General features: G+C 67.8%; 8 protein-coding genes and 1 pseudogene. 4 read left to right on the top strand and 5 right to left on the bottom strand.

Features of this window, described 5'->3' with window-relative positions; translation table 11 throughout:
* The 4 genes and pseudogenes from V8324_RS07445 to V8324_RS07430 form a co-directional block, all read left to right on the top strand.
* Window positions 1-243: pseudogene (locus V8324_RS07445) on the top strand (hypothetical protein); the annotation flags it as partial.
* A gap of 11 nt (window positions 244-254) precedes the next feature.
* Window positions 255-1,034: a respiratory nitrate reductase subunit gamma gene (gene narI / locus V8324_RS07440; protein ID WP_336419297.1), complete on the top strand. Its 780-nt coding sequence runs from the start codon at window positions 255-257 to the stop codon at window positions 1,032-1,034.
* A gap of 2 nt (window positions 1,035-1,036) precedes the next feature.
* A complete protein-coding gene (locus tag V8324_RS07435) occupies window positions 1,037-1,834 on the top strand; it encodes a peptidylprolyl isomerase (protein WP_336419296.1) in 798 nt (265 codons plus the stop codon).
* 20 nt (window positions 1,835-1,854) lie between these two features.
* Window positions 1,855-2,430 carry a hypothetical protein gene (locus V8324_RS07430; protein ID WP_336419295.1) on the top strand — a complete coding sequence of 192 codons (576 nt, stop codon included), beginning with the start codon at window positions 1,855-1,857 and terminating at the stop codon, window positions 2,428-2,430.
* Between the two features lie 163 nt (window positions 2,431-2,593).
* Here V8324_RS07430 and V8324_RS07425 read toward each other — a convergent pair whose 3' ends face one another.
* The 5 genes from V8324_RS07425 to V8324_RS07405 all read right to left on the bottom strand — a co-directional run bounded on the left by V8324_RS07425 (window position 2,594) and on the right by V8324_RS07405 (window position 8,512).
* Window positions 2,594-4,324, bottom strand: a complete 1,731-nt coding sequence (locus V8324_RS07425) for a SulP family inorganic anion transporter (protein ID WP_336419294.1) — start codon at window positions 4,322-4,324, stop codon at window positions 2,594-2,596.
* A gap of 91 nt (window positions 4,325-4,415) precedes the next feature.
* Complete coding sequence (locus tag V8324_RS07420) at window positions 4,416-5,360, bottom strand: MBL fold metallo-hydrolase (protein ID WP_336419293.1); 945 nt, start codon at window positions 5,358-5,360, stop codon at window positions 4,416-4,418.
* A 235-nt stretch (window positions 5,361-5,595) separates the two neighbouring features.
* Window positions 5,596-6,561 carry an ABC transporter ATP-binding protein gene (locus V8324_RS07415; protein ID WP_336419292.1) on the bottom strand — a complete coding sequence of 322 codons (966 nt, stop codon included), beginning with the start codon at window positions 6,559-6,561 and terminating at the stop codon, window positions 5,596-5,598.
* Window positions 6,558-7,553 carry an ABC transporter ATP-binding protein gene (locus V8324_RS07410; protein ID WP_336419291.1) on the bottom strand — a complete coding sequence of 332 codons (996 nt, stop codon included), beginning with the start codon at window positions 7,551-7,553 and terminating at the stop codon, window positions 6,558-6,560. Before V8324_RS07410 ends, V8324_RS07415 begins: the two co-directional genes overlap by 4 nt.
* Entirely contained in the window at window positions 7,550-8,512 is a 963-nt protein-coding gene (locus V8324_RS07405) for an ABC transporter permease (protein ID WP_336419290.1), read from the bottom strand. The genes V8324_RS07410 and V8324_RS07405 overlap by 4 nt, the downstream gene beginning before the upstream one ends.

Below are 8,512 nucleotides of genomic sequence, written 5' to 3'. Positions count from 1 at the left end.
CCGCTTTTCCCGGCGCTGATCCAGCTTGCGCATGGGCAGGCCGACAGCGAGGCGGTCGCGGAACTTCTGGCAGAGCCCGACGACGATCCCACCGATCTGGAGGCCCTCGATGCCGTCTGGGAAGAGGCCGAGGTCACTTTCGGCCCCGACCCGAATGCCGGCTGCCCGCAGGTGCGCGACATGCTTGCGCAGATGGACCCCGGAACACCACGCACCGACCGCGTGTCGAACCCGGCTGAATAGGAGCAGATGACATGTTCGGAAATTTCGATCTCAACTACCTGATCTTCGGCATCCTGCCCTACGCGGTGCTGGCCGTCGCGCTGATCGGGACCATCGCGCGCTACGAGCGTGATCCCTTCACCTGGAAATCGTCCTCCAGCCAGCTTCTGCGGCGCAAGCAGTTGATGTGGGGCTCGGTCCTCTTTCACGTGGGCATCATCGTGCTGTTCTTCGGGCACCTGATCGGGCTTTTCACGCCGATCTGGGTGCTCGACGCCCTCGGCATCAGCTACGGGTTCAAGCAGTGGGTGGCGGTGATCCTCGGCGGGACGGCGGGGCTGGCGGCCTTCGTGGGCGCCAGCATGCTGCTGCACCGGCGGCTGTTCGACACCCGCATCCGCGTCAATTCCAGCTATGCCGATATCGGCATCCTTGCGATCCTCTGGCTGCAGATCGTCATCGGCATGGGCACCATAATCCTGACGCTGCAGCACATGGATGGCGGCAAGATGGTGCTGTTCATGACATGGTCGCAAAGCGTGATGACCCTGCAACTCAACGCATGGGCGCAGGTCGTGGATGTCCACTGGCTCTACAAGGCGCATATCCTTCTGGGCATGGTGATCGTGGCGCTGTTCCCGTTCACCCGGCTGGTGCACATGCTGTCGATCCCGCTGCGCTACGTCACGCTGCGCCCCGGCTACCAGGTGGTGCGCTCGCGGCGCACGCGTCCGCTGGCCGACCGCCGGCGCGCGATCGACCGGGCCGGGACGCCCAAGGGTCCGTCGCCCAAGACCACACCTGCGGAGTGAGCATGATGAACGCCCTCTTTCCCGATGTCGTCGTCAATGGCGAAACCATCCCCCCGGCCGCCATCGCGGCCGAGGCCCAGAACCATCCCGGCCCGCGCGACAAGCCCGGCATCGCCTGGCGCAAGGCCGCGCAGGCGCTGACCATCCGCGCCCTGCTGTTGCAGGAAGCGGCCCGACGGGGACTGCAGGCCGAGGTCCACGAACTGGCCCCCGGCCGGTTCGAGACCGAGGATGAGGCGACGATCCGCACGCTGCTCGAAGAGGCCGTCGAACCGCCCGAGGTGACCGAAGCGCAGATCCACGCGGAATGGGCGCGCGATCCCGACCGCTTCCGCTCGGCCCCGCTATGGGACGTGTCACACATCCTGTGTGCCTGCGATCCGCGCGACGAGACCGCAAGCGCTGCCGCCCGGGCCCGCGCCGAGGCGCTGCTCGCGCGGCTCGACGGCGACGCCAAGGGGTTCGCGGCCACGGCCGCGCGCGAAAGCGAATGCGGGTCGAAATCCGCGGGTGGGGCGCTCGGGCAGCTCGGCCCCGGCGACACCGTGCCGGAATTCGAGGCCGCCTTGCGGGGTCTCGACGCGGAAACCGTCACGCCGGACCCGGTGCAGTCCCGCCATGGCTGGCACATCATCCGCCTGAACGCCGTCGCTCCCGGCGCGGTCCTGCCCTACCAGACGGTCGCGCCGAAAATCGCGCAGGCGCTGGAAAAGGCCGCCTGGACCGCGGCCTCGCGCGCGTTCATCGCCGAACTTGCGGATCAAAGCGACATCCAGGGCGCGACTCTCGACCCGATCTGATCCCGTGAAAGGGGCCGGTCATGACGACGACAGCAAGACCACAGTCTTCCTGCAGTGAGGTGCGCTCGACCGGCCCCGACCCGCGCAGCTGCCCGCTTGACATCATCGCCGGGGACCTGCGCCGTGCGCGCAAGGTCTGCGAGGATCTTGACGCGATTTCAGGCTCTGAAACCCTGGATCCCGATCTGACACGGCAGGCGCTGCGGGGCCTTCGAACCGACCTGCCCCGGCACCTGCGCGACACGACCGAGGATCTCCTCCCGCTGCTGCGCCGGCGATGCCCGTCCGGTGACGGACTTGCACGGTCGCTCGCGCGGATCGGGAACGACCTCGACCTTGCACGCGACGGCCTGCCGGACCTGTGCAATCTCGTGGCGAGATGCCTTGGGACCGGCTGCCCGCCGACGGTGCCCGACGCCGTCACCCTGGCCTGCGGCACGCGCCGCCTTCGCCGCTACCTGATGGCCGGCAAGGCCATTCTTCTGCCGCTGGCGCGCAGCCTGCTGACCGCGCGCGACCGGCAAACCCTCTGCCTTCGCCTGCAAGAGCGGCGCGGCACCGATCCGGGACGTTTTCGACGCGGGTCCGCACCCTGACGATCCGTCCCGCCATCGCCTTGTCGGGATACGGCTGCGAGACATTCGATGCGCGCAAGACCCTGCCGACGTTGGACGCGGCGCGCGTCGACGTCCAGCGTTTCAGAACGTCCCGAGTGCATCCGGGACACCGGGGCGTCGTGTTCGGCTTGGGACCGCAACCTCAGGCCGCGTGCGGGCCCTTGGGAACAAGCGCGTCCCACGCGTCGTGCTGCGACAGGAACACCCGGCCGGTGAGGTCATTAAGGAAATGGCTGCGCTCGAGGCGATCCATGACCGGGCCCTTGACCTCGCTCAGATGCAGCGTGATGCCGGTCGCCGCGAGGCGCGCGTTGATCGCCTCGAGGCTTTCGAGCGCCGAGAAATCGATCTCGTTGACCGCCGAGCACATCAGCACCACGTGCCGCAGCGCCCGGTCCCCGGCCATGCGATCCTGGATCAGGTCCTCGAGGAACCGCGCATTGGCGAAATAAAGGCTTTGATCGACCCGCAATGTCAGCAGCGTCGGATCGGTCTCGACCTTGTGGCGCTTGATGTTGCGGAAATGCTCGGTGCCCGGGACGCGCCCGACCTCGGCCACGTGCGGGCGCGAGGTCTTGTAGAGATGTAGCACCAGCGACAGGATGACCCCCGCCGACACGCCCGCCTCGACCCCCAGCCCCAGCGTCAGCAGGATGGTGGCCAGCACGGCGGCGAAATCGGACCTCGAATAGGCCCATGATTTCCGCAGGATCGAGAAATCGACAAGGCTCAGCACGGCGACGATGATCGTCGCGGCCAACGTGGCCTGCGGCAGGAAAAAGATCAGCGGGGTCAGCGCGACCGCCGCGATCGCCAGCCCGACGGCGGTGAAGGCCCCGGCTGCAGGCGTTTCGGCGCCGGCATCGTAATTGACCACCGAACGGGCAAAGCCGCCGGTCACCGGGTACCCGCCGGTGAAGGCGGCGCCGATATTGGCCGCGCCCAGCCCGATCAGCTCCTGGTCGGGATCGATGCGCTGGCGCTTCTTCGCGGCAAGCGTCTGCGCCACCGAGACCGACTCGACGAACCCGATCACCGAGATCAGCGCGGCCGGGATCAGAAGCATCCCCAGAAGATCCGGCGACAGGTCGGGCATGGTCAGCGGCGGAAGCCCCCGCGGCACCGCGCCGACGATGGCCACCCCCCGCGCGGCGAGATCCAGTGCCCAGACCGCCACGGTCGTGGCCGCGACCGCCACCACCGGGCCGGCCTTGGCCAGAAGATCCGCGGCGCGCGGCGCCAGCCCGGTGCGCATCAGCAGCGGCTTCAACCCCTTGCGTACCCAGAAGAGAAACGCGGTCGCCAGCACGCCGATGACCAGTGTCGGCCAGTGCACCGCGCCCGCCTGCCGCACCAGGGATGCCGCCATCTGGACAAGCGTGTGGCCTTCGGCGGGCACGCCGAGGATATGCTTGAGCTGGCTGGTGGCGATCAGGATGCCGCTCGCCGTGATGAAGCCGGCGATCACCGGATGGCTGAGGAAATTGGCGATGAAGCCGAGGCGCAGCAGCCCCAGCCCCAGCAGCATCGCGCCCGACAGCAGCGCCAGCGTCAGCGCGGCGGCGGCATAGCCCATGCTGCCCGCCTCGGCCACCTGCCCGATCGCCGCCGCCGTCATCAGCGACACCACCGCCACCGGCCCCACGGCCAGCGCGCGGCTGGTGCCGAACAGCGCGTAAAGCACGATTGGCACGATCGAGGCATAGATCCCCGCCTGCGCCGGCAGCCCCGCGAGCAGCGCGTAGGCCAGCGATTGCGGGATCAGCATGATGGTCACGATCACCGCCGCCATCAGATCGTTGGTCAGCGTGTCGCGGGTATAGCCGCGGCCCCAGTCGAGGGGCGGGAAATAGCGGGCGAAAAGCGGCTTCATCCGGGGCGCGGGCCTTCTCGGTGTTCGGTCGCAAGGAAAGTGCCCCGGGCAAGGGCCCGGGGCACGTGGATCTGTGTTCCGGGACCGGCGTTCAGAGCGTGTTCACCGGCAGTTTCAGCATCGGGTTGCCGTCCTTGTCCGTCGGCACCTCGCCGGCGCGCATGTTGACCTGCAGCGAGGGCAGGATCAGCCGCGGCATGCCAAGCTGCGCGTCGCGCGTCGTGCGGAAGCGGACGAACTCCTCTTTGGTCTTGCCGCCGCCCACGTGGATGTTGTGGGCCTTTTCCTCGGCCACGGTCGTCNCTTTGGTCTTGCCGCCGCCCACGTGGATGTTGTGGGCCTTTTCCTCGGCCACGGTCGTCTCCCACCGGATGTCGCGGCCGTTGGGGCCGTAATCATGGCACATGAACAGCCGCATCTCGTCGGGCAGGGCCAGCACCTTCTGGATGCTGTCGTAAAGCTGCCCCGCATCGCCGCCGGGAAAATCGGCGCGCGCCGAGCCGCCATCGGGCATGAAGAGCGTATCGCCCACGAAGGCCGCATCGCCCATCACATGGGTCATGCAGGCCGGCGTGTGGCCGGGCGTGTGCATCGCGAAACAGCTCAGGCCGCCGATGGTATAGGTGTCGCCGTCGGTGAACAGCCGGTCGAACTGGCTGCCGTCGCGCTGGAACTCGGTGCCCTCGTTGAAGATCTTGCCGAACACGTCCTGCACCACGAGGATCTTCTCGCCGATGCCGATCTTGCCGCCGAGCTGCTGCTGGATATAGGGCGCCGCCGAGAGGTGATCGGCATGGACATGCGTCTCGATGATCCATTCGAGGGTCAGCCCCTCGGCCGTGATATGGGCGATCATCGCGTCGGCGTGGTCATAGGTGATGCGCCCCGCCGCCATGTCGATATCCATCACCGAATCGACCACCGCGCAGGTGGTCGAGCCGGGGTCGCGGACGACATAGCTGATGGTGTTGGTGGCCTCGTCGAAAAACGCGGTCACCTGCGGGGTCACGCTCATGTCGACCGGATATTGCGTCATGTTTTCACTCCTTCGCTCAGGGCCGGGCCGTCAGCGCCGGCAGGTGCGGATGCCGAGCACCGTGTAAAGCCGGCAGATCACCGTCGCGCAGCGCGCAGAATTACATTCTTGAACATGAATATGATGATCGGGTGGTCAGATGTAAAGGATCTTCCTGTCGCACCTGCCGGCAGTGCGCCAGCCATCGCCCTCGATCCCGCCCGGCAAAGCCGCGATTCGGTCGATCGGCGCGGCATCACTCCGCGAGGTGGCAAGCGACGCGCGTGTCGCCGATGCGGCGCATCTCGGGACGCTCGACGCTGCAGCGCGCCACCGCGATCGGGCACCGCGGGTGAAAGGCGCAGCCCGGGGGCGGGTTGATCGCGTCGGGGATCTCGCCCTTGGGCGGATCCACCTCGCGGCCGTAGGCATCCATCCGCGGCGCGGCGTCGAACAGCATCTGCGTATAGGGATGCTTGGGATCGTCGAAAAGCGCGTCGCGCGGCGCCTCCTCGACCAGCCGCCCGAGGTACAGCACGCCGATCACGTCGGCCATGTGATGCACCACCGTCAGGTCATGGCTGATGAAAAGGTAGGTCAGCCCGTATTCCTCGCGCAGATCGGTCATCAGGTTCAACACCTGGCTTTGCACCGAGACGTCCAGCGCCGATGTCGGCTCGTCGCAGACGATGATCCTGGGCTCGGATGACAGCGCGCGGGCGATGCAGATGCGCTGCCGCTGCCCGCCCGAAAACTCGTGCGGATACTTGCCCGCATCCGCCGCCGACAGGCCCACCTGTTCCAGCAGACGCTCGGCCAGCCCCTCGGTCCGGCCGCCGCGCGCCGCGACCGGCTCGACGATGATGTCGCGCACCCGCCAGCGCGGGTTGAGCGAGGCGTAGGGATCCTGAAAGATCATCTGGATATGCGCGCGCACCGCGTCGATCTTGGCCGCGTCGGTCTCGCTCGCCAGATCCACGCCCTCGATCTCGACAGCACCGTCCGAGGGCGGCACCAGCCCGACGATGATCTTGCCGATGGTGGACTTGCCGGACCCGCTTTCGCCGACCAGCGCGTAGACGCTGTTCTCGGGCACCTCGAAGCTGACCTCGGACACCGCGGTCAGCAGCGCCCGCGGCCGACGCTCGATCACCCGGTTGAGCCACGGTTTCGAGACGTCGAAGATGCGGCTGAGGTTCTGCACGTTGATGATCGCGCTCATGCTTCGGCCTCTTCTTTCACGTCGCGGGTCAGGGGAAACCAGCAGGCCGCGCGGCCGTCGCAGGTGTCCAGCGTCGGGCCGGGCTCCTGCCGGCAGACCGGCTGCGCCCGATCGCAGCGCGGGGCGAAGGCGCAGCCGGGCGGCAGGTTGCCCAGACGCGGCATCGCGCCGGGGATCTGCCGCAACCGCGTGCGCCCCTGGCTCGCCAGCGGGGTCGAGGCCATCAGACCGGCGGTATAGGGATGCCGCGCGCGCCCCAGAACCTCGCGCACGGGGCCAAGCTCGGCCAGACGCCCGGCATACATCACCGCAACCCGGTCGGCGGCCTCTGCGATAACGCCCATGTCATGAGTGACCAGCATCACCGCCACGCCGCGCTCGCGGCACAGCCGCTTGAGCAGCACGATGATCTGCGCCTGCACCGACACGTCCAGCGCAGTCGTCGGCTCGTCGGCGATCACCAGGTCGGGTTCGGCACAAAGCGCCAATGCGATGACCACGCGCTGCCGCATCCCGCCCGAGAATTCGTGCGGATAGCTGCCCATCCGCTGACTGGCGGCGGGGATGCCCACCTCGTCGAGGGCGGCGACGGCGCGCTTGCGGGCCTCCGACTGGCTGAGATCGAGATGCTCGAGAATGGTCTCGGCCAGCTGGTCGCCCACCGTCAGCAGCGGGTTGAGCGAGGTCAGCGGGTCCTGGAAGATCATCCCCATCCGCTTGCCCCGCAAGCGCCGCAGCGCCTCCCCGCGCAGGTTGTGAACGGGTTGCCCCATGAGCAGCACCTCGCCGGACGTGATCCGCGCGGGCGGGTCCAGAAGGCCGATCACGGCATTGCCGGTCATCGACTTGCCCGCGCCGGATTCGCCCACCACGCCCAGGATCTCGCCCGACGCGATGTCGTAGCTGACATGATCGACCGGCCGCAGGATGCCGTGCCGCGTGGGAATCTCCACGACGAGGTCGCGGACCGAAAGGACGGGGGTATCGCTCATCTCAGCCTCGGGTTCAGGGCATCGCGCAGCCAGTCGCCCAGCAGGTTGATCGACAGGGCCAGCGCCAGCAGCGTGGCGGCGGGAAAGAACAGGATCCACCATTCGCCCGAGAACATGAACTCCTGCCCGATCCGGATCAGCGTGCCCAGCGACGGCTTGGTCGGCGGCGCGCCCACCCCGAGAAACGACAGCGTCGCCTCGGCGATGATCGCCAGCGCCAGCGAAATCGTCGCGATCACCAGCACCGGGTTCAGCACGTTGGGCAGGATGTGGCGCAGCATGATCGAGAACGGCGTGCGCCCGATCAGCTTTGCCGCCTGCACGTATTCCTTGTTCTTCTCCACCAGCGTCGCACCACGTACCACGCGCGCGAACTGCACCCAGTCCGACAGCCCTATGGCGAGGATCAGCACCCAGATCGCCATCGCGTCGCGATGCTCGGGCGGGGTGATGCCCTTTGCGATCCCGAAGATCAGCATCGCCACGAGGATCGCGGGAAAGGTCAGCTGCACATCGGCCACGCGCATGATGATCGACTCGGCCCAGCCACCGAGGTAGCCCGCCATCAGCCCCAGCGTGACCCCCAGCACCATCGCAAGCAGCACCGCCGACAACCCCACGAAAAGCGAGATGCGCATCCCGAACAGGATCGTCGACAACACGTCGCGGCCCTGATCGTCGGTGCCCAGCACGAAGAACTCGCCGGTGAACTGGTTGGCCTGCCCCGGCGGGGTGAAGCCGTTCATCAGGTTGAGCGTCGAGGGGTCGAACGGGTTGTGCGGCGCGATGACGGGCGCGAACAGCGCGCCCAGCATCATCAGCAGCGCCACCGCGAAGGACACCACCGCCACCGGCGAATGCCGGAACGACCAGACGAAATCGCTTTCCCATGTGCGGCGCAGGCGCGAGGGGCGGGGGGCTGTCGGGGTCGTCGGGGTCTCGGTCCGGGCCTCGGCCAT

Origin of the sequence: Roseovarius sp. D22-M7, assembly GCF_037083785.1 — a bacterium.
Lineage (GTDB): Bacteria > Pseudomonadota > Alphaproteobacteria > Rhodobacterales > Rhodobacteraceae > Roseovarius.
This window is presented reverse-complemented; position numbering and strand designations above follow the sequence as displayed.